At 64.4% G+C, this 26,609-nt stretch carries 24 protein-coding genes; 12 read left to right on the forward strand and 12 right to left on the reverse strand.

Annotated features, from left to right (window positions below; genetic code table 11):
- Positions 1-238: 238 nt before the first annotated feature.
- Positions 239-1,381, reverse strand: coding sequence for a substrate-binding domain-containing protein (locus tag N5D48_RS03180; protein ID WP_279880936.1), 1,143 nt, complete (start codon positions 1,379-1,381; stop codon positions 239-241).
- Between the two features lie 473 nt (positions 1,382-1,854).
- Here N5D48_RS03180 and N5D48_RS03185 point away from each other — a divergent pair, with 473 nt between their 5' ends.
- Positions 1,855-2,583: a thioredoxin family protein gene (locus N5D48_RS03185; RefSeq protein ID WP_279880937.1), complete on the forward strand. Its 729-nt coding sequence runs from the start codon at positions 1,855-1,857 to the stop codon at positions 2,581-2,583.
- 9 nt (positions 2,584-2,592) lie between these two features.
- Here the strand turns inward: N5D48_RS03185 and N5D48_RS03190 are convergent, their stop codons facing one another.
- The gene (locus tag N5D48_RS03190; RefSeq protein WP_279880939.1) at positions 2,593-3,474 is read right to left on the reverse strand and encodes a LysR substrate-binding domain-containing protein; all 882 of its coding nucleotides are present in this window, start codon (positions 3,472-3,474) and stop codon (positions 2,593-2,595) included.
- Between the two features lie 158 nt (positions 3,475-3,632).
- Between N5D48_RS03190 and N5D48_RS03195 the strand changes: the two genes are divergently transcribed.
- Positions 3,633-4,289 (forward strand): ankyrin repeat domain-containing protein, encoded by a 657-nt coding sequence (locus N5D48_RS03195; protein WP_279880940.1) that lies wholly within the window; start codon positions 3,633-3,635, stop codon positions 4,287-4,289.
- 57 nt (positions 4,290-4,346) lie between these two features.
- On the opposite strand, the gene pobA is transcribed toward N5D48_RS03195, so the two are convergent.
- Positions 4,347-5,531 (reverse strand): 4-hydroxybenzoate 3-monooxygenase, encoded by a 1,185-nt coding sequence (gene pobA, locus N5D48_RS03200; protein WP_279880941.1) that lies wholly within the window; start codon positions 5,529-5,531, stop codon positions 4,347-4,349.
- Positions 5,532-5,700: 169 nt separating this feature from the next.
- Here pobA and N5D48_RS03205 point away from each other — a divergent pair, with 169 nt between their 5' ends.
- The 3 genes from N5D48_RS03205 to N5D48_RS03215 all read left to right on the forward strand — a co-directional run bounded on the left by N5D48_RS03205 (position 5,701) and on the right by N5D48_RS03215 (position 7,991).
- Positions 5,701-6,576, forward strand: a complete 876-nt coding sequence (locus N5D48_RS03205) for a helix-turn-helix domain-containing protein (RefSeq protein ID WP_279880943.1) — start codon at positions 5,701-5,703, stop codon at positions 6,574-6,576.
- A 93-nt stretch (positions 6,577-6,669) separates the two neighbouring features.
- Positions 6,670-7,071, forward strand: coding sequence for a MerR family DNA-binding transcriptional regulator (locus tag N5D48_RS03210; protein WP_279880945.1), 402 nt, complete (start codon positions 6,670-6,672; stop codon positions 7,069-7,071).
- Between the two features lie 20 nt (positions 7,072-7,091).
- Positions 7,092-7,991, forward strand: coding sequence for a hydroxymethylglutaryl-CoA lyase (locus tag N5D48_RS03215; RefSeq protein ID WP_279880948.1), 900 nt, complete (start codon positions 7,092-7,094; stop codon positions 7,989-7,991).
- Between the two features lie 535 nt (positions 7,992-8,526).
- Here N5D48_RS03215 and N5D48_RS03220 read toward each other — a convergent pair.
- The gene (locus N5D48_RS03220; RefSeq protein WP_279880951.1) at positions 8,527-9,057 is read right to left on the reverse strand and encodes an MgtC/SapB family protein; all 531 of its coding nucleotides are present in this window, start codon (positions 9,055-9,057) and stop codon (positions 8,527-8,529) included.
- A gap of 444 nt (positions 9,058-9,501) precedes the next feature.
- On the opposite strand from N5D48_RS03220, the gene ccoG reads away from it, so the two are divergent.
- From ccoG to N5D48_RS03235, 3 genes are all read left to right on the forward strand, one after another.
- Positions 9,502-10,911, forward strand: a complete 1,410-nt coding sequence (gene ccoG / locus N5D48_RS03225; protein ID WP_279880953.1) for a cytochrome c oxidase accessory protein CcoG — start codon at positions 9,502-9,504, stop codon at positions 10,909-10,911.
- Between the two features lie 39 nt (positions 10,912-10,950).
- A complete protein-coding gene (gene mapR, locus N5D48_RS03230) occupies positions 10,951-12,360 on the forward strand; it encodes a GntR family transcriptional regulator MpaR (protein ID WP_279880954.1) in 1,410 nt (469 codons plus the stop codon).
- Positions 12,361-12,902: 542 nt separating this feature from the next.
- A complete protein-coding gene (locus N5D48_RS03235) occupies positions 12,903-14,480 on the forward strand; it encodes a PAS domain-containing sensor histidine kinase (protein WP_279881047.1) in 1,578 nt (525 codons plus the stop codon).
- Between the two features lie 91 nt (positions 14,481-14,571).
- Here N5D48_RS03235 and N5D48_RS03240 read toward each other — a convergent pair whose 3' ends face one another.
- The 4 genes from N5D48_RS03240 to N5D48_RS03255 are packed head-to-tail and all read right to left on the reverse strand — an operon-like array spanning position 14,572 to position 18,606.
- Positions 14,572-15,318, reverse strand: coding sequence for an SDR family oxidoreductase (locus N5D48_RS03240; protein WP_279880956.1), 747 nt, complete (start codon positions 15,316-15,318; stop codon positions 14,572-14,574).
- Positions 15,319-15,376: 58 nt separating this feature from the next.
- Positions 15,377-16,912 (reverse strand): DHA2 family efflux MFS transporter permease subunit, encoded by a 1,536-nt coding sequence (locus N5D48_RS03245; protein WP_279880959.1) that lies wholly within the window; start codon positions 16,910-16,912, stop codon positions 15,377-15,379.
- Complete coding sequence (locus tag N5D48_RS03250) at positions 16,909-18,102, reverse strand: HlyD family efflux transporter periplasmic adaptor subunit (protein ID WP_279880962.1); 1,194 nt, start codon at positions 18,100-18,102, stop codon at positions 16,909-16,911. The genes N5D48_RS03245 and N5D48_RS03250 overlap by 4 nt, the downstream gene beginning before the upstream one ends.
- 30 nt (positions 18,103-18,132) lie before the next feature.
- On the reverse strand, positions 18,133-18,606 hold the full coding sequence (locus tag N5D48_RS03255; RefSeq protein ID WP_279807530.1) for a MarR family transcriptional regulator: 474 nt from the start codon (positions 18,604-18,606) through the stop codon (positions 18,133-18,135).
- A gap of 175 nt (positions 18,607-18,781) precedes the next feature.
- Between N5D48_RS03255 and N5D48_RS03260 the strand changes: the two genes are divergently transcribed.
- Entirely contained in the window at positions 18,782-19,156 is a 375-nt protein-coding gene (locus tag N5D48_RS03260; protein ID WP_279880964.1) for a DUF2784 domain-containing protein, read from the forward strand.
- Here the strand turns inward: N5D48_RS03260 and tam are convergent.
- Positions 19,133-19,909 (reverse strand): trans-aconitate 2-methyltransferase, encoded by a 777-nt coding sequence (tam, locus tag N5D48_RS03265; protein WP_279807532.1) that lies wholly within the window; start codon positions 19,907-19,909, stop codon positions 19,133-19,135. The genes N5D48_RS03260 and tam overlap by 24 nt on opposite strands.
- A gap of 119 nt (positions 19,910-20,028) precedes the next feature.
- Between tam and N5D48_RS03270 the strand changes: the two genes are divergently transcribed.
- Positions 20,029-20,481, forward strand: coding sequence for a FecR domain-containing protein (locus N5D48_RS03270; RefSeq protein ID WP_279880966.1), 453 nt, complete (start codon positions 20,029-20,031; stop codon positions 20,479-20,481).
- A 147-nt stretch (positions 20,482-20,628) separates the two neighbouring features.
- Here N5D48_RS03270 and N5D48_RS03275 read toward each other — a convergent pair whose 3' ends face one another.
- On the reverse strand, positions 20,629-22,038 hold the full coding sequence (locus tag N5D48_RS03275) for an amino acid permease (protein ID WP_279880968.1): 1,410 nt from the start codon (positions 22,036-22,038) through the stop codon (positions 20,629-20,631).
- A 438-nt stretch (positions 22,039-22,476) separates the two neighbouring features.
- Here N5D48_RS03275 and N5D48_RS03280 point away from each other — a divergent pair, with 438 nt between their 5' ends.
- A complete protein-coding gene (locus N5D48_RS03280; protein WP_279880970.1) occupies positions 22,477-23,901 on the forward strand; it encodes a PLP-dependent aminotransferase family protein in 1,425 nt (474 codons plus the stop codon).
- Positions 23,902-24,038: 137 nt separating this feature from the next.
- Here N5D48_RS03280 and N5D48_RS03285 read toward each other — a convergent pair whose 3' ends face one another.
- Together N5D48_RS03285 and N5D48_RS03290 are read right to left on the reverse strand one after the other, a co-directional pair.
- Complete coding sequence (locus N5D48_RS03285; RefSeq protein ID WP_279880973.1) at positions 24,039-24,206, reverse strand: hypothetical protein; 168 nt, start codon at positions 24,204-24,206, stop codon at positions 24,039-24,041.
- 193 nt (positions 24,207-24,399) lie between these two features.
- On the reverse strand, positions 24,400-25,803 hold the full coding sequence (locus N5D48_RS03290; protein WP_279880975.1) for a cytosine permease: 1,404 nt from the start codon (positions 25,801-25,803) through the stop codon (positions 24,400-24,402).
- A gap of 318 nt (positions 25,804-26,121) precedes the next feature.
- Between N5D48_RS03290 and N5D48_RS03295 the strand changes: the two genes are divergently transcribed.
- Entirely contained in the window at positions 26,122-26,607 is a 486-nt protein-coding gene (locus N5D48_RS03295; RefSeq protein ID WP_279880977.1) for a flavin reductase family protein, read from the forward strand.
- Positions 26,608-26,609: the final 2 nt, after the last annotated feature.

The following is a 26,609-nucleotide window of genomic DNA, read 5'->3' on the forward strand; positions in this document are numbered from 1 at the left end:
TCCTTGTGCGGGTTCTCGAAATCAGTCAGTGGCGGCCGTGATGCCGCTTTGCCATAAGGCGTCTCGGTCGCTGCGGGACCGAAGCTTTGTCATGCAAAGTTCATGGGGCTGGGGTATGGCGGCGGTTCGCGAACAGGCACCTTGTCCGCGCCCAATGAAAAAACCCCGGTGATACCCGCGGGCACCACCAGGGTCCATGCCCGCATCCCAGGGATACGGGCCACCGGGGACTTGCGTGTTACGAGCGACCGATACCGTTGCACACGTTGGTGTTGGCGATATCCAGGCCTTCGTTGCCTGCGTTGGTCAGGAAGGCTTTCTTGATTTCGGCGGCGAAGGCGGCTGGCACCGGTACGAAGGAGTGGATACCGATGGCCAGGTCGTGGTTGCCGCTGTACAGGTCGTTGAGGAAGCCACGAATGGCGGCGGCGTCGGCGGCGTCCTTGTAGCACTGGCCAACCAGCAGGTTGGTGTAGCCAACGATCGGGTAGCCCGTGACCGGAACCGGCTTGTCGGTGGCGCCACGGCCGAAGGTCACGGCCCAGTTGGCCGGTTTTTCACGGCCAGTGCTCGGAGCGACGGCGCTGGCCAGGGCGGCCTGGGCGTTGTCGACGGTCGGCAGCACGGCAGTGCCGGTGGCCAGCTTGCTGACGCGAGCAACCTGGGCGTTGTTGGAGGTGTCGACGAAGTCAGGGCTGACGTAGCCGATGGCGCCATCGGTGGCGTTGACGGCGGTGATCACGTCGGCGCTGCCCGCCACGCCCTGCCAGGTGCTCGGCTCGGTACCGACATTGGCGCTGGTGAAGGTGCTGCTGACCGAGAAGACGGTCGGGCAGGTGTCGTTCAGGAAGCGCGCCAGCAGCTCGGTGGTGCCGCTGCTGCCGTTACGGTAGATCACCTTGATCGGGGTGGAGTCGGCGCTGCCGAGCAGTTGGCCCCAGGTGGAGATGCTGCCGGAGAACACGCCGCACAGCTGCGAAGCGTTGACCTGCAGGTTGCCGACGCCGTTGCGATGGTAAGGGATGGTGACGGTGGTGCCGACGGCCGGGATCTGGATCAGGTTGCCCCACGCGGCGATTTTGGCCTGGTAGGCCGACAGTTCGCTGGCGCTGAGCACCGAGTCGGAACCGGCGAAGTCGACGTTGGTGCCGGTAGGCTGGTTGATCGACGCAGGCGCATTGGTCAGGAAAGCGGTCTTGCCACCGCCGCTGCCCACGCCGGTATAGCTGAAGCCGCTGGGCAGGATGCCTTCCCAGGTGGCGTTGCCGTTGTACAGCGGCTCAGGCAAGGTGGCGCCGCCACCGACAACAGCAGCCATGGATTGGGCCGAAGCCAGGGTAGCAGCCACCAGGGAGGCGGCGATCACAGTACGCTTAAACATGAAGCAATCTCCTATCGTCGTGTTCATACGTTGAGTGGGTCGCGCATTGCCGTGATTACAGGCCGAACCCCTGTTCCAGAGGGGTTGGCGACCTGTCCACGGAGGCAACATTCGCAGCTTGTGGTGACAGCCAGAGGAAAAAACATCGGGAGTTCGGCGGGGAAAAGCTCGGGTGTCGCGGGGTGGTTTTCGCGTTTGCCGCAGGGCTGCCAAGCGCCAGGACAGGCAGTGCGGGAGCGATCGCTCCGGAGGATCGCGGACGAAGCACTCGGGAGCTTGGCCGGCGAAGAAAAAAGAATCCGTCGGTGTCGAACGGTTCAAAGTCCCTGGTGGGTCATATCGACGATGCGCTTTACCCGCGAAGCAGGGTACGCGCTGAGACGGCGGGACCGTCCGTCGGTCAGGCGAAACGTGCTGTCGAAGCGCCAGGGCGTCATTCGACCAGTTGGTGAATCCCCCCTGGAGTCGCCGCCATGAGCAATGCCGCACACAAGCACGCCGTGGTTTCTCGCAGCCAGTGGCTCGCCGCCCGCCAGCAATTGTGGCTGCACGAAAAAGCCTTCACCCACCAGCGCGACGAACTGGCCGCCGCTCGCCGCGCCCTGCCCTGGGTGCACATCGAACAGGACTATCGCTTCCACGGCCCCGACGGCGAGCTGACCCTGGCCGAGCTGTTCGCTGGGCGCAGCCAGCTGCTGGTCTATCACTTCATGTTCGCCGAGGGCTGGAACGAGGGCTGCCCGGGCTGCTCGTTCCTTGCCGATCACTTCGACGGCGCCAACCTGCACCTGGCCCACCATGACGTGACCCTGGTCGCGGTCTCGCGGGCCCCCTACGCCGAATTCCAGGCGTTTCGCCAGCGCATGGGCTGGCGCTTCCCCTGGTTTTCGTCGCACGGCAGCCCCTTCAACCAGGACTTCGCTGTCAGCGTCGCCACCGATGGCAGCGCCCAGTACAACTACGAACCCTATGCCGGAAACGAGAGCGAACTGCCCGGCTTGAGCGCCTTCTACCGCGATGCCGACGGCACGGTCTACCACACCTATTCCACTTATGCCCGGGGCCTGGACATCCTGGTCAACACCTACAACTTCCTCGACCTCGCACCACTGGGGCGCAATGAGGCAGGCACGATGGACTGGGTGCGTCACCACGATCGATATGAAGGCAGCGGCGGCAAGCCGCACTGCTGCGCAGAGTAAGGTCGCGCTTCAAATCGCCTGCTGCGCCAGCAGTTCGGTCAACACCTCGGCCAGGGTCTTGACCATCGCATCCGCCGTGGGGCGATGCACGATGACGATCTCGTAGCTGTCCACCTCCGGCAGCCCCTGTCCGGCGCCTAGCACCCGATGTTCATCGGTCGCCGCCCGGGGGGGCAGCAGGCTGATACCCATGCCATCGGCAACCGCCGCCTGGATGCCGCTCAGGCTCGAACTGGTGAAGCTGATGCGCCAGCGCCGGCCCATGCCTTCGAGCGCACCGATCATGTCGTCGCGGTACAGCCCGCGGGGCGGAAAAGTCACCAGCGGCACGGGGTCGAGGTCGAAGGCCGGCATCCGCGCACTGTCGATCCACTGCAGCCGCTCCGGCCAGCAGGCCACGCCCTCACGGCTGTTGCGGCGCTGCTTGAGCAGCACCAGGTCGAGCTCACCATTGTCGTAGGCCTGGCTGAGGTCGCGACACAAGCCACTGGTGACCTCCAGCTTGACCTGTGGATGACGCCGGCTGAATGCGGACAAGGCATTGGTGGTACGGCCTCCGACGAAGTCCTCCGGCACGCCCAGGCGCACGGTGACACCGACCATGGCGCCCGCCAGGGCCTCGAGCATCTGGTCGTTGAGCGCCAGCATGTGCCGGGCATAGCCCAGCAACGTCTGTCCGGCATCGGTAGGCAGCACATCGCGATTGCCCCTTGCCAGCAGGCGATGGCCGACCATCTCTTCGAGGCGCCGGACCTTCTGGCTGATGGTCGACTGGGTGGAGTGCAGGCGCGCGGCGGCGGTGGTGAAGCTGCCGCAATCGGCCACCACGACGATGGCCCGCAACAGGTCGAGGTCGAACAGGGCCCTATTCGATTTCACGCTGGTAGACATCTTGGTATTCAACTTGTGAATGACAGCCCTGATTTCTACCACGGGCCAGAACACCCGGCAACATTCGCAAACGCACTGGGTTTCATCCAGATAATTCACTTCTGCTACAAGCACAGCTTGCCTAGCATCGAACCACGCCCTTCCAGGAATCCATGCCCATGCGCCTGTCCTTCGCCGCCTTGCTGCTGACCCTGTTCACCTGCCTTGCCGCCAACGCCGAGACTCCCGCCATGAACGTTCATTTGCTCGATGCAGCCCGCCGCGGCGACGCAGCCGCCATCCGTCAACTGCTCGACCAGGGCGCCCAGGTGGATACGCGCAACGACCAGGGCCAAAGCGCATTGCTGGTGGCGACCCATGGCAATCAACTGGAGGCGGCCAGGGTGCTGATCGATGCCGGCGCCGACGTCAACGCCCGCGACAACATCCACGACAGTCCCTACCTGTATGCCGGGGCCCGGGGCCTGAACGATATCCTGCGCCTGACCCTGGCCCATGGCGCCGACCTCGAGAGCACCAATCGCTACGGTGGCACCGCACTGATCCCCGCCGCCGAGCGTGGGCATGTGCAGACCGTGCAGCTGCTCATCGACGCCGGCGTGGATGTCGACCACCTCAATCGTCTGCACTGGACCGCGCTGCTCGAGGCGGTGATCCTCGGCGACGGCGGCCCCCGGCATGTGGAAATCGTGCGCCGGCTGCTGGCTGCGGGGGCGGATCGGTCGATTGCCGACAAGGACGGTGTGACCGCACTGGAGCATGCGCGCCAGCGCGGGTACCGGGAGATGGAACGCCTGCTGTCACAGAATCCGTAGGTGTCTCAGGATGGCGCAAGCCTGCTCCCACAGGGACTATTGCTTTGCGCTGGAACGCTAAACAGCCTCGAACGGCAGCCCGACATAGTTTTCGGCGATACTGGCCAGCCCCACGGGCGACCCGAGGTAGTACTCGCGGTCGGCCTCCTGCATCTTGCGGTCCCAACCGTCCTGGTGCTCGCCGAAGTCATGCAGCAAGCGGGTCATGAACCAGCTGAAGCGCTCGCCCTTCCAGACCCGGCGCAGGGCCAGCGGCGAGTAGCGGGCCAGCAGATCGGTGCGCCCTTCGCGGTACACCTTGACCAATATCCGGTACAGGTAGTTGACGTCCGAGGCCGCCAGGTTCAACCCCTTGGCCCCGGTGGGCGGGACGATATGCGCGGCGTCTCCGACCAGGAACAGCCGGCCGTGCTGCATCGGTTCGACCACCTGGCTGCGCAGCGGCGCAATGCTCTTCTCCAGCGCGGGGCCAGTCACCAGCCGCGCGGCCACTTCCTCGGGCAAGCGGGCCTTGAGCTCGCTCCAGAAGCGCGCATCGGGCCAGTCCTCCACCCGCTCGTCCAGGGGCACTTGCAGGTAGTAGCGGCTGCGCGTCGGCGAGCGCTGGCTGCACAGAACGAAGCCGCGTTCGTGCTGGGCATAGATCAGCTCGTGATTGACCGGCGGGGTGTCGGCCAGCAGGCCCAGCCAGCCGAACGGATAGGTTCGCTCGTAGACGTTCAGCACCCCGGCCGGGATGCTCTGGCGGGCCACCCCGTGGAAGCCGTCGCAACCGGCGATGTAGTCGCAGTCGACGCGCTGCTGGCGGCCATCCTTGTCGAAGGTCAGGTAGGGCCGCTCGCCATCGATGTCGTGGGGCTGCACGTTGCTCGCCGAATAGATGATCGGCGCCCCGCTGCGCTCGCGCGCCTGCATCAGGTCGCGGGTGACTTCGGTCTGGCCGTAGACCATCACCGTCTTGCCGCCGGTCAGCGCCTTGAGGTCCAGGCGCTGCAAGCGGCCGTCGACCAGCAACTCGACCCCCTCGTGCACCAGCCCTTCGCGGTCCATGCGCTCGGCCACGCCAGCTTCGCGCAGCAAATCCACCGTGCCCTGTTCGAGCACCCCCGCGCGAATCCGCCCGAGTACGTATTCGGCACTCTGGCGCTCGACGATCAGCGTGTCGATGCCTGCCTGGTGCAGCAGCTGGCCCAGCAGCAGCCCGGAAGGGCCGGCGCCGATGATTGCAACCTGAGTTTTCATTGTTGTTGTCTCGCGATGAGGATGCCTGCCCCGAGTGGCACTGGCAGGTATCTGCTGTTAGGGTTTGCACCTGCATTTTTAATCGCACCATTGCGCCAAAAAGTGCGATATCCGATAGAAAAGCTGCACTTTTTGAAAAAATGTTCGATTAGCGGACAGGTCATACTCCATGCACAGCACCCTACCCGGCATCCCGCTTTTCCAGCTTTACGGCGAGAGCCACGCCTGGCCGGACACCGACCTGCTGCACTGCGAATCGATACCTGCGCGTAGCCGCCTGCATCATTGGGAAATCAAACCGCATCAGCACGCCGAACTGTTCCAGCTGCTCTGCGTGCAGCGTGGCGAAGCACGGGTGGAGATCGAGGGCCGACACAGCATCATCCGCGAGGCGGCGATTCTGGTGGTGCCACCGCTGACCGTGCATGGCTTTCGTTTCAGCGCCGATATCCAGGGGCATGTGCTGACGTTCGGCACCGCCCTGCTGGCCGAGCAGGAACTGCGCCTGGGTGGGCCGTTGCACATGCTGGCGGCGCCACGCTGCTATCCGCTGGGCAAGGACCGATCGCGCCTGCACGGGCTGATCAATACCCTCCAGCAGGAATACCAGGGCAATGCCCCGGCCCGCGGTGCCATGCTGCAGGCGCTGTTCACCGCGCTGATGGTGTGGCTCAGCCGCCAGCAGCAAGCCCTGCCGCCACGCAGCCGGGACGAGCGCGACCAGCAATCACTCGGACGCTTCCTGCGCCTGGTCGAAGCGCACTATCGAGAGCACCTGGGCGTGGACGTTTTCGCCAGCCGCCTGGCCATCACCAGCCTGCAGCTCAACCAACTGTGCCGCGCGCTCACCGGGCAGACGGCGCTGCAGGTCATCCATCAACGGCTGCTGCTGGAGGCGCGGCGCAACCTGGCGTACACGCGCATGAGCATCGGGCAATTGTCCGACAACCTGGGGTTCAGTGATCCGACCTACTTTGCACGGTTCTTCAAGAGGCTCACCGGACAGACACCGAACGAGTACCGCAAATCGCTGCAGGCCGGTTGAACAAGCCCCCATGCGCAGTCGTGCGCACGCCTTGCTTGACGTATACGTCAACCCGGCATTAGGTTAGCAGCATCACGTCCCCCGAGCCCGAGCATGAGCAGCCAGACCTACAGCATCTCCGACCTGTCCCGCGAGCTGGACATCACCACCCGGGCCATCCGCTTCTATGAGGAGCAGGGCCTGCTCAGCCCCGAACGCCGAGGCCTTGAGCGTATCTATTCGGCGCGCGACAAGGTCACCCTCAAGCTGATCCTGCGAGGCAAGCGCATCGGTTTTTCGCTGGCCGAGTGCCGCGAGCTGATCGAACTCTACGACCCTGCCGGCGGCAATCAGAAACAGCTCACCAGCATGCTGGACAAGATCGCCGAACGCCGCGCCCAGCTAGAACAGCAGATGCTCGACATCCAGCAAATGCACCTGGAGCTGGACACCGCCCAGGAGCGCTGCGAACAGGCGCTGGCCGCCACCCTGAACCCGTCGCACCCCCACCGCTGATTCGCCACAGGAAACCCGCCATGTCATTGCCCAAGAATGTCCGCCTGGTCGAAGTCGGCCCACGCGACGGCCTGCAGAACGAAGCCCAGCCCATCAGCGTCGCTGACAAGATACGGCTGGTGGACGACCTCACCGACGCGGGGCTCGACTACATAGAAGTCGGTAGTTTCGTCTCGCCCAAGTGGGTGCCGCAAATGGCCGGCTCCGGCGAGGTGTTTGCCGGTATCCACCAGCGCGAGGGTGTCACCTACGCGGCACTGGCGCCCAACCTGCGTGGTTTCGAGGATGCCCTGGCCGCCGGAGTGAAAGAGGTGGCGGTGTTCGCGGCGGCCTCGGAGGCCTTCTCCCAGCGCAACATCAACTGTTCGATCAGCGACAGCCTCAAGCGCTTCGAACCGATCATGGAGGCTGCCCGGAGTCAGGGTGTGCGGGTGCGCGGCTATGTGTCCTGCGTGCTCGGCTGCCCCTATGAGGGACGAATCAGCGCCGAGCAGGTCGCCCCGGTGGCCCGCGCCCTGCACGAAATGGGCTGCTACGAGGTATCGCTGGGGGACACCATCGGCACCGGCACAGCCGGGGATACCCGCCGCCTGTTCGAGGTGGTCTCGACCCAGGTACCACGCGAACAGCTGGCCGGACATTTCCACGACACCTATGGCCAGGCCCTGGCCAACGTCTATGCCAGCCTGCTGGAGGGCATCGCGGTGTTCGACAGCTCGGTGGCGGGCCTCGGTGGCTGCCCCTATGCCAAGGGTGCCACCGGCAATGTCGCCACCGAGGATGTGGTGTACCTGATGCAAGGCCTCGGGATCGAGACCGGCATCGACCTGGACCGGCTGATCGGCGCCGGTCTGCGCATCAGCGAGGTGCTGGGGCGCGTCACGGGTTCACGGGTGGCGCGGGCACGCAGTGCGCGCTGAGTCATACGGTTGTCACACAGGTGTGGGCGGAGTGTTACCGCCTACACGCTTTCCAGCAAAAAATCGGGTAACAGGGAAACAATTCGACAGAATTTCACGTGCCAGCCTTCCCTCCAAAACAATCAAGTAGTTGATTTTAAAGGTATTTGAAAAGTTGGCACGCCACCTGCTTTATCTCTGGCATAACAAGAACAAAAAAATGCGACACCCAATAAAAACAATAGAGAACGGCTCTGACACAACAAGAACAACACGGCAGAGGCGTAGCAAGCAGATTTTTTTGGAGTCGACGTGCTTTTCAGGGGCAACCCGCAGCCTGACACAGAACAATAAAACTACCTGCAAGGTAGCGACGGTCACGGTTGGATCACGTTGGATGAACGCAGGTCAGCGCTCAAAAAAATACGTTTGCTCTTGGCCCCGGTTGGGGGCCTCGCAAGGCAGAGACATCGGTCGACAAAAACAACAACAGGCCCGTCTCCAATAATAAGAAAAGAGCAGGCAACAACGCTTATGAGGGGAGCTTCGGCTCCCCTCAGTGCTTCCTGCCCTCCTCGTCCTCGCATCCCTTCTTCTCCCGTACCTCGCCCTTGTCCGCCAGCAGCGGCATGCTCGCCAGCACCAGCAGCGCCAGTACGGTGCTCACCAGTGCCGTCGCCTCGCGCCCCATGCCTGCGGCGGTGCCAATGGCGGCAGTCATCCACAGGCCAGCGGCGGTGGTCAGGCCCTTGACGTGGCTGGTGTCCTGGCCGTTACCCTTGAGAATCGTGCCTGCGCCAAGAAAGCCGATGCCGGCGACGATGCCCTGGATCACCCGGCTCAGCGCCTGTTCGTCGGCACCGGCCATGCTCGGCGCCAGCACGAACAACGCGGCGCCCATCGACACCAGCATGTGCGTGCGCACCCCAGCCGCCTTGCCCTTGCTCTCGCGCTCGAAGCCCAGCACAGCCCCCAGCAGGGCCGCCATCAGCAGGCGAATCAAGATACGGGCGACCTCACGCTCGTCGGTGACATCGGCGAACTCGCTGTGCAAGGCCTCGAGCATCGATTGCCAGAATGCTTCCATCGGTTGCCTCCTGGTGTCCTCCAACGGTTCTCTTGGAACAAAACGTAACTTGCTGATTCAACTGGAACAGCGTGGGAGCGGGCTTGCCCCGCGATACGGTGTATGGCACCGGCATAACCCGTGATCCGGGCGGTGCGGCGTTCCGACAAGCCCGCTCCCTGCGCGACAGCGCAGCCCGAAGGGCTGGGCGATCTCCTACAGATGACCGCGGCACGCGCACCTCGTGCCTTGCGCCCCGCCAAACGGAACTGCGCACACCGTGACAAAGGTGCGGTGGATAGCCGCAGGAATCTGCAACCAACTGCTCAAGGCAGCGAAATATAGGGCCTGAGCAATAAACCCAAGCATCTGATATGGTTTTTATCTACTTAACTGGGCCTGTGCTGAAAACAGATCCAGGGCCATAGTGCCCTGGCCTGATAGAGGCCTGATGAGCGATGAACCATGAGCGATAGAATCCCCTTCCGAGTCATCGAGATTGCCCCCGCCGCCACGCAAAAGAGCAAAAGCCATGCGGATGGCGGCATCCACACCCGCAGCTTCACCGGTTTCTACCGCAACCTGCGGATCCTCTTCGCCGGCCTGCTGTTCGTGCTGTTCTTCGGCACCGCCTGGCTGCAGTGGAACGGTCGCCAGGCGGTACTCTGGGATCTGGCCGACAGCAAGTTCCACATCTTCGGCGCGACCTTCTGGCCCCAGGACTTCATCCTGCTGTCGGCGCTGCTGATCATCTGCGCCTTCGGCCTGTTCGCCATCACCGTGTTCGCCGGGCGCGTCTGGTGCGGCTACAGCTGCCCGCAAAGCACCTGGACCTGGCTGTTCATGTGGTGCGAGAAGGTCGCCGAAGGCGATCGCAACCAGCGCATCAAGCTGGCCGGCGCCCCCTGGAGCGTGGAGAAAATCGCTCGGCGCGGCCTCAAGCATGGCCTGTGGCTGGCAATCGGCCTGCTCACCGGGCTGACCTTCGTCGGCTACTTCACCCCGATCCGTCCGCTGGCCGCCGAGCTGTTCACCTTCGAACTGGGTGGCGTGGCCTTGTTCTGGATCCTCTTCTTTACCGCCGCCACCTACCTCAACGCCGGCTGGCTGCGCGAGGCGGTGTGCATGCACATGTGCCCCTACGCGCGGTTCCAGAGCGTGATGTTCGACAAGGACACCCTGGCGGTGGCCTACGACCCCAGTCGCGGCGAAGCGCGCGGCCCGCGCAAGAAAGGCAGCGATCCGCGCAGTCAGGGCCTGGGCGACTGCATCGACTGCACCCTGTGCGTGCAGGTCTGCCCCACCGGCATCGATATTCGCGACGGCCTGCAGATGGCCTGCATCGGCTGCGCCGCCTGCATCGACGCCTGCGACGGGGTGATGGACAAGATGAACTACGCCCGCGGCCTGATCGGTTACAAGTCCGAACACAACCTGCAAGGCGGCAGGACCCACTGGTTGCGTCCGCGCCTGCTGGGCTACGCCGCCGCGCTGACGGTGATGATCGGCGCCCTGGTGGTCGCCCTGCAGATGCGCCCGATGGTGTCGATGGACGTGATCAAGGACCGTGGCCTGTTCCGCGAGAACGCCCTGGGCCAGATCGAGAACATCTACCTGCTCAAGATCATCAACAAGACCCAGGAACCACAGCACTATCGCCTGCGCCTGGTGGACGCCGACGGCTTCGAGCTGCACGGGCGCAGCGAATTCACCATCGCTGCCGGCGAGATGAGCGAGCTGCCGGTGTCGGTGGCGATGCTCGCCGACCGCCCGAGCAGCAGCTCCCAGGAGCTGACGTTCGAGATCCAGGACAGCGACCAGCCCGGCATCCGCAGCACCGCGCACAGCCGTTTCGTCGCGCCGATGAATCGCTGATCCCCTACACTGACCACCACCTTGCCTGCCCAGACCAAAATGAAACGCTACGAACGATTTGCCGACGACATTGCCGAACTGATCCGCTCCGGGGTGCTCGGCCCCGGCCAGCGGGTGCCTTCGGTACGCTATGCCAGCCAGACCCACGGTGTCAGCCCGTCCACCGTGTTCCAGGCCTACTACCTGCTGGAGCGTCGCGGCCTGATCCGCGCCCGGCCGCGCTCGGGCTACTTCGTCAACGCCCATGCGCCGCGCCCGTTCAGCGAGCCGCAAACCCAGGCGCCGGCCAGCGAGTCCACCGATGTCGATGTCAGCGGCCTGGTGTTCTCGATCCTCGACTCGATCAAGGATCCGCACACCGTGCCGTTCGGCTCGGCCTTCCCCAGCCCCACCCTGTTCCCCCTGCAACGCCTGTCGCGCTCGCTGGCCAGCGCCAGCCGGGCCATGGACCCGCGCATGGTGGTCACCGACCTGTCGCCGGGCAACCCGCAGTTGCGCCGGCAGATCGCCCTGCGCTACATGGTCGCCGGGCTGATGCTGCCGATGGAGGAACTGCTGATCACCAACGGCGCCCTGGAGGCACTTAACCTGTGCCTGCAGGCCGTCACCCAGCCCGGCGACCTGGTGGCCATCGAGGCACCCGCCTTTTACGCCTGCCTGCAGGTGCTCGAGCGCCTCAAGCTCAAGGCAGTGGAGATCCCTGTGCACCCGCGCGAGGGCATGGACCTCGGCGTACTGGCCCAGACCCTGGAGAAACACCCGGTCAAGGCCGTGTGGTGCATGACCAACTTCCAGAACCCGGTGGGCGCCAGCATGCCAGAGGCCAAGAAGCAGGAACTGGTCGAACTGCTGCGTCGCCACCAGGTGCCACTGATCGAGGATGACGTCTACGCCGAGCTGTACTACTCGCAGCAGGCGCCGAAGCCGGCCAAGGCGTTCGACACCGAAGGCCTGGTGATGCACTGCGGCTCGTTCGCCAAGAGCCTGGCCCCAGGCTACCGGATTGGCTGGGTGGCGGCTGGACGCTTCGCGCAGAAGATCGAGCGGCTCAAGTTGATGACCTCGCTGTGCGCCTCGATGCCAGCCCAGGCGGCAATCGCCGACTACCTGCAGCACGGCGGCTATGATCGCCACCTGCGCAAGCTGCGCTACGCCCTGGAAGGCCAGCAGGCCAACATGCTGGCCGCTATCGCCCGCCACTTTCCGGCGCAGACCCGGGTCAGCCAGCCGTCCGGAGGCTACTTCCTGTGGCTGGAGCTGCCCGAGCAGATGGACGCCCTGAAGTTGTTCCACATGGCCCTGGCCCAGGGCATCAGCATCGCGCCGGGTCCGATCTTTTCGCCAACCCGGCGCTTTGGCAATTGCATCCGCCTGAACTATGGCAGCCCTTGGGGCGATGGCGCGGAACAGGCCATGGAAACGTTGGGGCGCATCGTGCGTTCGTTCTGAAACAGCGGCATGGCGGCCAATGCCTGTCGCGGTTATAGTTCCGCGACCAGCCCGATTGGATCCAGCCGATGCCCAGCACACCTTCGCCCGAGCAGTTGCAGGCCCGCATTGCCGAACTCGAAGCCCGGCTGGCCAGGCGCGATCTGGAACTGAGCTGCTTCCAGCTGTTGCGCACGCACATGGTGGAAGGCTTCTGTGTGGTGGAACTGTTCGATGGACCCCACGGCCCCTTGAGTGATTATCGCTACATCCTGAGCAACGACGCCTGCCTGCGCCACACCGCGCACGACAAGCAGATGGGCCAGACCGCTCGGGAGCTCATCCCCAACGAAGCCGACGCGTGGGTGAGCCGCTTTGCCGAAGTCCTGCGCACAGGGCAACCGGCCCATTTCGAACAGCGGCTGAATGTCACCGACCGCCAGCTCACCTTGTCGGCCCACCGCCTCGGCCCCGCTGGCGACAACCGTGTGGCCGTGCTGTTCACCGGCGTGCCGGCCAGCGAGCAGGCACGCAACCTGCTGCTCGAGCGCGCGCAAAAACGCATGGGCGAAGCCGAGCTGAACAACAAGCTGCTCGGCGAGCTGGTCGATCACAGCCTGGCCAATGTGTTCGCCGCCGACCGCAACATGCGCCTGATCGCCATCAACCGCACGGCCCGCGAAACCTTCGAGCGCCTGCACAATTTCACCCCCCAGATCGGCGACTACGTCCCGCATATCCTTGCCCGCAAGCCGGATATCATGGACAAGCTGCAACCGGTGTGGCCACGGCTGCTGGCAGGCGAGGCGTTCATCGAAACGGTCAGCGTGGGCCCGGACCACGCGCCACGCCATTACGATATGCGCTACAACCCGCTGCGCGATGGCGATGGCAAGCTCCAGGGCGGTTACCTGTTCGCCTACGACATCACCGAGCGGGTCAAGGAGCAGGAGCGCCTGCGCCAGACCGAAGAGGCCCTGCGCCAGTCACAGAAAATGGAAGCCATCGGGCAACTGACCGGCGGCATCGCCCACGACTTCAACAACCTGCTGGGCGGCATTCTGGGCGCGCTGGAGCTGGCGGAGAAACGGCTGGTCCAGGGGCGTCAGCAAGATAGCCAACACATGCTCGGCATCGTCCGGCAAAATGCCTCGCGCGCGGCGGCACTGATCCAGCGCCTGTTGGCCTTCGCCCGTCAGCAGACATTACTGCCCCAGCCCGTGGACGTGCATCACCTGGTTGCCGGCATGCATGAACTGATCCAGAGCTCGATCGATTCGCACATCGCCTTCGTCGATGCGACCCTCGCGGGCAGATGGCTCGTCCGGGTGGACCCGCCGCAACTGGAGAGCACCTTGCTCAACCTGTGCATCAATGCCCGGGACGCCATGAGACGTGGCGGCACCTTGCGCATCGGTTGCGACAATTGCACCCTCGACGACGCCCAAGCAGACGAGCTTCAGCTTGCGCCCGGACAATACCTGCACATCCAGGTCGACGACACCGGCTGCGGCATGACCACAGAGGTCAGCGCACGCGCCATCGAGCCGTTCTTCACCACCAAGCCCTTGGGGCAAGGCACCGGCCTGGGCCTGTCCATGGCCTATGGTTTCGTACGCCAGTCGGCGGGGCAGTTGCTCATCGACAGTACGCCTGAGCTGGGCACCCGGATCCATCTCTACCTGCCCCGAGACCAGCAAAGCGCTGCATTGCCGCCCATTGCCGCAGCCCAGCCCGCCAATCCGGCCCGCCATCGCACCAGGCGGCCTCTGCTGCTCGTGGAAGACCAACCGACGCTGCGCCTGGTGATCCGCGATGTGCTCGAGGAGCAAGGCTACGAGGTGCAAACATTCGAGAACGGCCATGCCGCATTGCGAGCACTTGGCGAGGGCCTGCAGCCTGCACTGCTGATCGTCGACATCGGTCTGCCGGGCAACGTGAACGGCTATCGGGTAGCGCAAGCCTACCGGGCCTATGATGAATACCTGCCGATCCTGTTCATCACCGGTTACGACGGTGCCATCGACAGCAGCGCTTTGCGCTCTTCACGACATACCGCCTTGCTTCACAAACCCTTCGAGCTGGCACTGTTGTCTGCCCAGGTCGAGCAGTTGTTGACCCTCGCCAACTCGGTCGACTAGCCCATGCCAATTCAAGTCTGTCCCGGCGCCGCTGGTGGCCTCCCCAATCCCGTGACACAGCACCACTCGGGACCGGTTCACCTTCCCTGCCCTAGCGCCCACCACCCAAGTCGATGAAACTGCCGGTCGAATAGGACGCCTTGTCCGAAAGCAGCCACAGGATTGCCTCGGCCACTTCCTCCGGCCGACCACCGCGCCCCATCGGCAGACCCGGTTCGAGCTTGCTGACGCGGTCAGGGTCGCCGCTCAGGGCGTGGAAGCCGGTGTGGATGTAGCCAGGACGCACGCCGTTGACCCGTACCCCTTCGCTCGCCACTTCCTTGGCCAGGCCAACAGTGAACGTATCCAGCGCGCCCTTGGAGGCGGCGTAGTCGACATATTCGTTGGGCGAGCCCAACCGCGCGGCAATCGACGAGACGTTGACGATCGCCCCGCCCTGCCCGCCGTGGCTGCGCGCCATGCGCAACAGGGCGTGCTTGGCGCACAGCATCGGACCGACCACATTGGTCTTCATCACCTTCAGCAGACGGAATTCGGACATCGCCTCGACCCGGCTCTGCTGGCCGATGGTGCCGGCGTTGTTGACCAGTGCGGTAAGCGGCCCAAGCTCCTGGTCGACGCGCTGGAACAGCTGCACCACCTCGTCCTCGACGCTGGCATCGGCGCGCACGGCGATGGCCTCGGCACCCAATGCGCGCACCTGGGCCAGCACCGCCTCGGCGGCCTGGTCGTCGGCGTGGTAGTTGATGCAGATGCGATAACCCTGTTGTGCCGCCAGCAAGGCGGTGGCGGCGCCAATGCCACGACTGGCGCCGGTGATGAGGATGACCTTGTCCATATGTCTGCCAAGTAGCCAGGAAAAGACCTACAAGGTTAGGGGAAAAGCATCAGCCTGATCAATGCCCCGCCGAAGCCGGCCCGGCCTTGGCCGTGAACGGCGGTTTGGCCAGCCAGACCAGCAGGATCAGCCCGGCGAACACCCAGGTCAGCAGGGTGAAATAGTCCACCGTCGACATCATGTAGGCCTGGCTGTTGAGGACCTGCTCCAGCTTGGCGTAGTTCTGCTGGCTGGCCCCGCCGAGCTGCTCGAGGGTCTGCTGGGTCGCCGGGTCGAAAGCACTGATGTGTTCGCTCAGGTAGGCATGATGCTGATCAGCGCGCCGAATCCAGATCCAGGTGGTCAGCGAAGCGGCGAAACTGCCGCCCAAAGTGCGCAGGAAGGTCGCCAGCCCCGAGCCGTCGGCGATCTGGCTGGGCGGCAGGTCCGACAGCAGGATGCTCAGGGTCGGCATGAAGAACAACGCCACGCCGATACCCATGAACAGCTGCACCAGGGCGATGTGCAGGAAATCCACCTCGTTGGTGAAGCCGGCGCGCATGTAGCAACTGGCGCCGATCGCCAGGAAGGCGATACCGGCCAGCAGACGCAGGTCGAAGCGGTGCGCGTACTTGCCGACGAAGGGCGACATCAGCACCGGCAACAGGCCGATCGGCGCCACCGCCAGCCCGGCCCAGGTCGCGGTATAGCCCATCTGGGTCTGCAGCCATTGCGGCAGGATCAGGTTGATGCCGAAGAACCCTGCGTACCCGCCCACCAGCACCAGGGTGCCGATGCGGAAGTTGCGGTGCACGAACAGGCGCAGGTTGACCACCGGATGACGATCGGTCAGCTCCCAGATGACGAAGATCGCCAGGAACACCACCGAGATCAACGTGCCAACCACGATGAACGACGACTCGAACCAGTCCAGGTCGTTGCCCTTGTCCAGCACCACCTGCAAGGCGCCGACGCCGACGATCAGGGTCAGCAGGCCGATGTAGTCCATCGGCTGGCGGCTGGTGACCACCGGCCGCGTACGCATCTGCTGACGCACCACGGCGGCGGCGAACAAGCCGATCGGCACGTTGATGAAGAAGATCCACGGCCAGCTGTAGCTGTCGGTGATCCAGCCACCGAGTATCGGCCCTGCGATCGGCGCCACCACCGTGACCATCGCCAGCAGCGCCAGGGCCATCCCCCGTTTCGCCGGCGGGTACACGGCGATCAGCAGGGTCTGGGTCATCGGGTACAGCGGGCCGGCCACCACGCCCTGGAGCACGCGGAACAGCACCAGCTCAGGCATCGACTGGGCGACACCGCACAGGAACGAGGCCAGCACGAACAGCAACGTGGCCCAGATGAACAGCTTCACCTCGCCGAAGCGCCGGCTCAGCCAGCCGGTCAACGGCAGCGCGATGGCATTGCTCACCGCGAACGAGGTGATCACCCAGGTGCCCTGCTCCGAGCTCACCCCGAGGTTGCCGGAAATGGTCGGCAGCGCCACGTTGGCGATGGTGGTGTCGAGCACCTGCATGAAGGTCGCCAGCGACAGGCCGATGGTGGTCAGCAGCAGGCTCGGCGGGGTGAACTGCGCAGGGGCCTGCTGGCTCATCGCTGGGCCGTCTTGCCGGTGGCGCTGTTGTCGTGGATCAGCCGGGCGATCAGGTCGTCGGCTTCGACCAGCTGGCGGTCATACACCTGGGTGGTGTAGCTGGCCTGTTGCGGTGGTTGCTGGGCCAGGGCCGGACCGCTCTGGTCGTGCAGGTCGACTTCGGCGACGGTGGACAGGCCGATGCGCAGCGGGTGGTCCTTCAGCTGCTCGGGGTTGAGGTGGATCCGCACCGGCACGCGCTGGACGATCTTGATCCAGTTGCCGGTGGCGTTCTGTGCCGGCAACAGGGCGAAGGCGCTGCCGGTGCCGGCGCCGAGGCTGTCGACGGTGCCGTTGTACTTCACTTCGCCGCCATACAGATCGGCGGTGATCTCCACCGGCTGGCCGATGCGCATGTCGCGCAGCTGGGTTTCCTTGAAGTTGGCGTCGATCCATACCTCGTCCAGCGGGATCACCGCCATGGTCGAAGTGCCCGGTTGCAGACGCTGGCCCAGTTGCACGGTGCGCTTGGCCACGTAGCCGGTGACGGGCGCCACCAGGGTCGTGCGGGCGTGATCGAGATAAGCCTGGCGCAACTCGGCGGCGGCGGCCATGACCTCGGGGTGGGACGAGACCACGGTGTCATCGACCAGCGCGGTGCTGGTGTTGAGCTGCTGGCGCGCGCTGTTGACGGCGGCCTGGGCCACGGTCAGGTCGTCGCGGGAGTGGGAGACTTCCTCGGCGGCGATGGCGCCGCTGTCGGCCAGCACCTTGCGCCGGTGGTAGTCCTGCTGGGCCTTCTGCAGCTCGGCCTGGCGGGTCTGCAGCTGCGCCTTGAGCGAATCGACGTTGCTGTACAGCCCGCGCACCTGGCGCACGGTGCGCGCCAGCTTGGCCTCGGCCGCCTGCAGGCCGACCTCGCTGTCGGCCGGATCGAACTGCAGCAGCACCTGCCCCGCATGTACCAGGTCGCCATCGTCGGCGCCGATGCTGGTCACGGTACCGGTCACCAATGGGGTGATCGCCACCACGTTGCCGTTCACATAGGCGTCGTCGGTGCTTTCGTGCCAGCGTCCGACCAGGCTGTACCAGGCCCAGGCGCCGGCCCCCGCGAGCAGCAGGATCAGCAACAGGGCGAGCAGCCAGACCTTGCGCTTGCGCGTGTTGTCCGGCGCGGGTGCTGGGGTGGAGGAGTCAGCGGGAGTGGCCATGACAATACCTTGGAGAATACGTGACAGGGATCAACGATCGCCGAAGCGGCGGATCGTCATAGGGTCGCCAGCGCTGAGCAGGACTTTGGCGAGCAGGTTTTCGAGCACCTTGAGCTCTTCAGGCTGCAGCACCCCGACCAACTCGTTCATCGCCGCCGCGCCCACCTCGGGCAACCGATCGGCCAGGCGCTGGCCGTCGGCGGTAAGGGCCAGGCGCACCTGGCGGCGGTCATCGGGGCAGCGGTTGCGCAGGATCAGCCCCTTCTGCTCGAGGCGGTCGAGCATGCGCGTCATCGAACCGCTGTCCAGGCCGAGGTAGCGGCACAGCTCGGCCGGCGTGTCGACCTGGTACTGGGTGACGATGATCAGCACCTTGAACTGGGCGGCGGTGACGCCATCGGCCTCCAGGTGCCAGTCGAGGATGCGGTCCTTCAGCAACGCAGCGCGACCGAGCAGCATGCCGATGGTGCAGGTCTGAAAATTTTCCGGCGTGAAATGGGACATTCGGGAGCTGCTCGGGCAATTGTGTGCAAATATTACTGCCTAGGCAGTGAATGTCCAAGCGCTGATTAGCGGGCTAACTAAAATTTCATCCTCCTGCAAGAAGATCTGGCTACCGGCGACCCACGGCAGCAGAATCGATCCGTCACCGCCGACGCCCCTTTCCAAGGCCCCGATCATGCTCTACCGCCTGGCAGCCGATTCCCTGGTCCTTTTGCACCTGTCCTTCATCCTGCTGGTGCTGTTTGGTGGCCTGCTGGTGCTCAAATGGCGCCGCGCGCTGTTCATCCACCTGCCCGCCCTGGCCTGGGGGCTGGCCGTGGAAGGACTGCACCTGGAGTGCCCGCTGACCGACTGGGAAAACCGGATGCGCAGCGCCGCCGGCCAGGCCGGCTACCACGGCGGTTTCGTCGAGCACTACATCTGGCCGCTGATCTACCCCGCCGGGCTGACGGTGCAGATCCAGCTGTGGCTCGCCGCCGTCGTGCTGCTGCTCAACCTCGGCGTCTACGGCTATGTGCTCTGGCGCCTAGCGCGTCGCCACCACGAATAAGCGCGGGAATGGCAGCAGCACCTTGCCATCGGTGGCCGGCGGATAATCGTGCTGCATGGCCTGCAGGTACAGCTGCAGGAAATCAGCCTGCTCCTGCATGTCCAGGCGCGCCAGATAAGGGCGCAATGCCGAGCCCTTGAACCACTCCACCACGGCTTCGGCCCCGCCTGGCAGCGGGTGATGGTAGGTGGTGCGCCACACGTCCACCCGGGCGCACAGCGGGCTGAGCAGGTCGTAGTAGAAGGCCGCGTTGTGCCGGGGCGGCAGGCTGAAATCGGCGAACTTGGCCGCCCATGGACCACGGCTGGCGATCTCGCGCAGTTGCCGGTGGGCCGGTTCGTCGAGGTTGTCCGGGGTCTGCACGGCCAGGCTCGCGCCTTCGCTCAGTTGCCGTACCAGGTGCGGGTAGAGACTGCCGTGGTCCGGCACCCATTGCAGCGAGGCATTGGCGAGGATCAGGTCCTGGGGCTCCTGAGCGGTCCAGCCGGCGATATCGCCGATCTCGCAGCGCACCCGGGGAATGCTCAGGCGCGGACGCTGGCGAGCCTTGTCGACCATGTCAGGGTCGCTGTCCAGGGCCGTGACCTGGGCATCGGGATGGCGCTGCAACAGCACTTCGGTGGAGTTGCCCGGGCCACAGCCCAGGTCGGTGGCGTGCCGCACGGGCCGCGGCGGCACGGCGGCAAGCAGGTCGCGCACGGCGCGGGTGCGTTCGTCTTCGAAGAGTGAATACTGGGTGGCGGACCAGGCCATGGGGCAGACTCCTTGTAGGACAGGTGCGCCCAGCATAAGCCAAGTGGTGTCCTCGCTGCCTGACGTTGTTGGGCATCCACGCGCTATGCTGCAGGTCGGCCCAGATACGGACGACCACCATGAAGACAACCCTCGCCCTGATACTGCTCGCCCTGATCGCCGCCTCCGCTCTGCTCGGCTTCCCGTGGATGAACCAGCGCTTCGAACTGGCCGACCTGCGGACCAGTGCCCAACAGGAGCTGTCCCGCCCGCTGAACGATGGCAGCCTGCTGGTGCTGCAGGCCAGCACGGCGGTGGACGTGGAATACGACGCGCAGCAACGCCGGGTGACCCTGCTCGAAGGCGGCCTTTGGGTCGAAGTGGCGAAGGGCGACCCCCGCCCTTTCCTGCTGGTTACCGAGCACGGCACCCTGGCCACCCATGACGCGCGCCTGTCGCTGGTTCGGCTCGCCGGGCAGACCCAGGCTCGTCTGCTGTCCGGCAACGCCGAACTCGACAGCGCCGGGCAGCGCGTGCACGTGCAGGGTGGGCAGGCGATTCGCTTCGGGGCTGGTGGGCCTCTGGGCCCATGAGCCGGTCTTGCCTGGGGCCCGACTCGAATCGCGGTGTCCGCTTCGCGGGTGAACCCGCTCCCACAGGGACCGTATTGCGCTTGTGAGGGCAACGAAAACGGCCGGGACCCCGCAAGGCCCCGGCCGCTTCATGCAGCGCTACCGCGTTCAGTGACGCTTGGCGGTACGCAGTTGATGCACCACGCCCATCGCCACCACGATGGCCGCGGCGATGCCGGTGGAGATCACCAGGATCTGGTAGTCAGGCATGAACGCCATGGTCACCAGCGCCGCCACGATGAACACGATCACCAGGTAGGTCAGCCAGGGGAACAGCCACATCTTCAGGCGCACTTCCCTGCCCTCGGCGATCAGCTTGCGGCGCATGCGCAGCTGCGAGAAGGCGATCACCAGGTAAACCAGCAGGGCGATCATGCCGGTGGTGTTCATCAGGGTTTCCAGCACGTCCTTCGGTCGCAGGGTCTCGCTGAAGTTGATCAGCGCGCAGAACACCGCCACCAGGCACGAACCGACGATGGCATTCACCGGCACGCCGGTGCCAGTGCGGGTGAACTTGAACAGACGTGGCGCGTCGCCACGCTGGGCCAGCGAGAACAACATGCGCGAGGCGGTGTAGTGGCCGGAGATCAGGCAACTGCTCACCGAGGTCAGCACCACGAAGTTCATCAGCAGCTCGGCGTACGGCACGCCCAGCAGCTCCAAGGTGCGACGGTAGGCGCCATAGCCGGATACGCCCAGCTGTGGGTCGTTCCACGGCACCAGGCAGACGATCAGGAAGATCGAGCCGACGTAGAACAGGCACACCCGCCAGACCACCGAGTTGGTCGCCTTGACGATCTGGGTGGCCGGATCCTTCGCCTCGGAGGCGGCGATGGTGACGATCTCGGCGCCGAGGAAGGCGAACATCACCCCCAGCAGCGCTCCGATCACCGTGGTGATGCCGTTGGGCATGAAGCCCTCGGAGGTCAGGTGGCTGATGCCACGCACTTCACCGAACTGCCAGATGTTCATCACCGCGGCGGTGCATACCACCAGGAAGCAGACGATCGCCACCACCTTGATCAGCGCGAACCAGAACTCGAATTCGCCGTAGTGCTTGACGTTGAAGAAGTTGACGGTGATCAGCACCAAGGTCGTGGCCAGCACGAACACGTTGACGCTCACGTCCGGGAAGAAGCCGTGCAGGATCTTGCCCGCCACGTAGGCCTCCCAGGCCATCAGGATCACCCAGTACCACCAGTACAGCCAGCCGATGGTGAAACCGGCCCAGCGCCCGATGGCGCGGTCGGCGTAGGTGGAGAACGAGCCGGTGTCCGGCGAGGAGGTCGCCATCTCGCCAAGCATGCGCATGATCAGCACCACCAGGATGCCGCCGGCCAGATAGGCCAGCACGGCGGCGGGACCGGCGCTGTGGATGACGCTGCCGGAGCCGACGAACAGTGCGCCGCCGATGACCCCGGCGATGGACATCATCGTCAGGTGGCGCGACTTGAGCGAGGCACTGAGCTTGCTCTCGTGCCCGTCCTTCGCGGTGGTGGATGTGGATGTTGCGTCCATCAGTTATTTACCCCGTGCTTCTTTTTATCCAAGGAAAAACTGTGAAACCCCGATGGTTATCGGTCTCACCTGTACATCAGTGCTACTGCGGGCAGGGAGGTGTGCGCGAGCACACGCAGGCCATCCGTGGCGGCCTGCTTACGCGGCCAGAGGCAATCCTCTGGACGAACTGAACCATGCTGGGGACGGACGAGAAGCGCCCGGCCAGGCGGAAGGAAGGTACGGGGCGAACCCCGACGGCAAAGCAGCGATGTTGTGATTATTCATGGCGCTGGTACGTGCTGTGTTGGCTATATCTGACACGTAATGTAAAAATGTCGAACACTTTGAGCCATGCACAGTGGCATGAAATCCGCACTGCACTGTACAGGCCGCCGATGCAGTACACCCGTGATACCCCGCAGGCGCCTGGCTCCCCGCACACCTGAAGGCACCCGAATGCTCCAGCTACATCCGGACTCCTCCACCCCGCTGGTCAACCAGATCATCGACGGGCTGCGCGCATTGATCGACAACCAGACGCTCAAGCCCGGGGCGAAGGTTCCCTCGATCCGGGCCTTTGCCGCCACCTATTCGGTGAGCACCTTCACCGTGGTCGAGGCTTATGACCGGCTGGTGGCCCAGGGGCTGCTGGTGAGCAAGGGCAATGCGGGGTTCTTCGTCAATCGTGCGGCCAACGAGTTGCTGGAAACGCACAACGTCGAAACAGAAAGCCACCGTCCGACGTTCAACTCCGAGTGGTACCTGCAGCAGATCTTCGAGATCCGCCAACTGCCGTTCAAGCCCGGCTGCGGCTGGCTGCCCAACGACTGGATGTACGAGGAAGGCCTGCGCCGCGGCCTGCGCCAGGTGGCCGGCAGCCCGCTGGAGCTGTCCGGCTACGGCGACCCCCTGGGCCTGCCGGAGCTGCGCGCGCTGACCGCGCAGAACCTGCAGCAGGAGTTGTCGATCGTCGCCAACCCGGCGCAACTGATGCTCACCCACGGCGCCAGCCAGGCCCTCGACCTGGCCGTACGCACCCTGGTGCGCCCCGGCGACGTGGTGCTGGTGGACGACCCCGGCTATCCCAACCTGATGAGCATCCTGCGCACCCAGGGCGCCACCCTGGTGGGCGTGCCACGCACCCCGGCCGGCTACGACCTCGACCAGCTCGAACACCTGCTGGCGCACCATCGCCCCACGGCATTTTTCACCCAGCCGCACCTGCACAGCCCGACCTGCTCGCGCACGCCGCTGGCTCAGTTGCACCGTCTGCTGCAACTGGCCAGCCAGCATGGTTTCCGCCTGGTGGAGAACAACCTCTACGCCGACATGATCGCCGACCCACTACCGTGCCTGGCCAGCCTCGACCACCTGCAGCAGGTGGTGTACGTGGGCAGCTACTCGAAGAGCATCTCGCCCAACGTGCGGGTCGGCTACCTGCTGGCCAACCCGGAACTCACCCAACAGCTGCTGCACCTGAAGATGCGCTCGGGCCTGACCACCTCGCAGGTGATGGAGCGGGTGGTGTATGCCGCGATCATCGACGGTCGCTGGCGCAAGCATTTGAAGCGCCTGCGCCAACGCCTGGCCGAGGCGCACCAGGAAGTCGGCCGACACCTGCATCGGCTGGGGTTCGAGCTGTTCATCGAGTCGGACGAAGGCATGTACATCTGGACCCGGCACCCGGCGATTCCCGACAGCGCAGCGCTGCTGGACGATGCATTGGAGAAAGGCATCATGCTCGGCCCCGGACAGTTGTTCATGGTCGATGCCCAGGCCACCGGGTGGATGCGCTTCAACGTGGCGTTCAGTACCGATCCGATGATGTGGGAGTTGCTGGAGAAGGTGCTGGTCAAGCATGTGCGACGCGGCGGCGTGTAGGACCTGCACGGAACCGAAAACGGTCTTCCATTACGAGATGGAGGTACCTCGGTCCAATAGTTCAGGCGCCTGCCTTGCCAACGTGGCCCCTTCGATGAACCCAGCGCAAGGTGCCGACGCCTGTGTCCTGCAGAGCTTCAGTCATCCTCATCGTCAGACTTGAGTTTATCTAGCACCTCTACATGTTTCTGGACGACCTCAGCTACAGTGCCGCCCTCAGCAGGTTTGTTGAACACTTCGCGTGGATGTTTCTCCTTCCACGCCCCAGTATTCTCATTGCTCAGCTCTTCATCTTCCGTGCTCATTTGCGTTCCTCCGGCGATAGGCGCCCCGGGTTTCGGGGCGTAAGCACATCCTTGTACGGAGCCAGCAAGTCCGCAACTGACATAATTGCCAGGTCGTGGCTTCACGCCGCTGCTCCAGTCGACCGGCGAGGTGTACGGGCGGACAAGGCCCCGCATGCCTGCCAGGATCGCTGGAGTGCATTAGCTCCGCAGGTCAGTCGTTCGCACCCAGCATGCGCCCTCCCTTGACCGTCTGGCCGCGAGTCGCCAGGCAGTAGTAAAGCGGCACGGTCACCAGCAAGCCGAACAGCCACGACAAGTCCGCGCCCTCGATCAGGTTCGAGTACGGCCCGACATACAGCGAGGTGTTGGCGAACGGCAGCTGCACCAGGATGCCGCAGGCATAGGCAGTGATCGCGTGCGGATTGAAGCGCCCATAGACGCCGCCATCGGCGCGGAAGATCGAGGCGATGTCGTACTCGCCCTTCTTGATCAGGTAGAAGTCCACCAGGTTGATCGACGCCCACGGCACCAGCACCAGCAACAGCGCCAGGATCAGGCCGATGAACTCGGCGATGAAGTCCGCCGAGGCATTCAGCGCCACCAGCACGCACGCTGCCAGGATCATCGAGGCCAGCACCACACGCACCTTGACGCTCGGCGTCCACTGGGCGGCGAAGGTCTGGATCGCGGTGACGATCGACAGCACCGCGCCATACAGGTTGAGGGCGTTGTGGCTGATGATGTTGAGCAGGAACAGCAGCATCAGGATCGGTCCCAGCCAACCGGTGGCCTGCTTGACCGCGACCATCGCGTCGGTGCCTTCGGGTACGCACAGTACCGCCACGGCACCGAAGCTGAAGCACAGGACAGTGCCCAGGGTGGCGCCGAGATAGGTGGCCCAGAACGGCCTGGCGATACCGATTTCACGGGGCAGGTAGCGCGAGTAGTCAGAGGTGTACGGCGAGAAGCTGATCTGCCAGATGACCCCGAGCGATACCGTGGCGACAAAGCCCGACAGGTTGAACGCCCCCCGGCTGAGGAAGTCGGCCGGTAGCGCCTGGGCGAACATCATGCAGAAGCCAGCCAGCAGCGCCGAGCCCATCACCCAGGTACCGATGCGGTTGAGGATGTGGATGCAGCGGTAGCCGATCACACCGATGGCCGTCGCGCTCAACGCACCGATCACGATCGCACCCGGCATCGGTACGCTCGGGGTGATGCCATGGATGGTCTTGCCCGCCAGGACGATGTTGGAAATGAAGAAGCCGACGTAGATCAGTGCGGTGAAAAACACGATCAGCAATGCGCCGTAACGGCCGAACTGGCCACGGCTCTGCACCATCTGCGCAATGCCCAGCCGCGGCCCCTGTGCCGAGGCCAGGGCGAGTACCACGCCACCCAGCAGATGCCCGAGCACGATGGCGACCAGGCCCCACAACAGGTCCAGGTGGAACACCTGCACGACCATGGCGCCGGTGACGATGGGCAGTGGCGCAATGTTGGTGCTGAACCAGAGGGTGAACAGGTCACGCGCCTTGCCGTGGCGCTCTGCGCAAGGAACATGATCGACCGTGCGATTCTCGACAAACGTGTGTTGCGACGACTGTTGGGACATAGGTTTTCAGCTCGAAAGGTCGTTTTTTTATCGTTGTACGGAAACCGCTCTCGGCGGCCTCTCAGCTGCGCACCATATTATGGTATTCCAAACTTTTAACAACACTGATCCGGGTATTTTCGCTTCACCTGATCTGCCTCATGCCCTTCCTTTGCGCATTACTTTCAGCATCCGCACCAATGAATCCGGGGGCTGTGCCGTTCATCGCGTTCTGCGCGCTCTGGGAAATTTCGCTTGCAAGTAAAGTATTACGGTATACCATCAGACACACAAAGGATAAAAACCGCGGACCACCGCTGCCCCTCCGAGGATCACACCATGATCGACGCAACCGTCTACAAGCACGCCCTGGGCTCTTTCCCGTCCGGCGTCACGGTCATCACCACCCTGGACGACGACGGTTCGATCGTCGGCCTCACCGCCAGCGCCTTTTCATCCTTGTCGATGGACCCACCACTGGTGCTGTTCTGCCCCAACTACAGCTCCGATTCCTACCCTGTACTGATGAAGAGCAAGCGCTTCGCCATTCACCTGCTCTCCGGCGGGCAGCAGGCCGAGGCCTACGCCTTCGCCAAGAAAGGCAAGGACAAGGCCGCCGGCATCGACTGGACCTTGAGCGCGCTGGGCAATCCAATCCTGGCCGGCGCCACCGCCGTTATCGAATGCGAGCTGTGGCGCGAATACGAAGGCGGCGACCACGCCATCATGGTGGGCAAGGTACACAACCTGATCGTGCCCGAGGAGGAGCCCCGCCCGATGGTCTACTGCCGCGGCAAGATGGCCAGCCTGCCCGCCTTCGCCTGAGA

Origin of the sequence: Pseudomonas sp. GD03858, from assembly GCF_029840925.1 — a bacterium.
Taxonomy (GTDB): domain Bacteria; phylum Pseudomonadota; class Gammaproteobacteria; order Pseudomonadales; family Pseudomonadaceae; genus Aquipseudomonas.